We start from the raw sequence: 211 nt of genomic DNA, 5'->3' as shown, positions 1-211 counted from the left end.
TCGCGAAGTTCTTCGCCGGGACGGGCGGCTTCCCGGCCTTCAAATCGAGACGACGGTCGCGTGCCTCCTACACGACGAACAACCAGCACGGCACGATCCGCATCGAGGCGGGAAAAGTCCGGCTGCCGAAGGTCGGGTTCGTGCGGTTCACACAACATCGCCCGTTCGAGGGCGTCATCCGGTCGGCGACGGTCTCGATGACCAAGACGGG

At 64.9% G+C, this 211-nt stretch carries 1 pseudogene; it reads left to right on the top strand.

Annotated elements, in window-relative coordinates:
* A pseudogene (locus tag KNP62_RS15540) lies at window positions 1-211 on the top strand (RNA-guided endonuclease TnpB family protein); the annotation flags it as partial.

The organism is Exiguobacterium sp. s183 (assembly GCF_018617655.1).
Classification (GTDB): Bacteria; Bacillota; Bacilli; order Exiguobacteriales; family Exiguobacteriaceae; genus Exiguobacterium; species Exiguobacterium aestuarii_A.
This window is presented reverse-complemented; position numbering and strand designations above follow the sequence as displayed.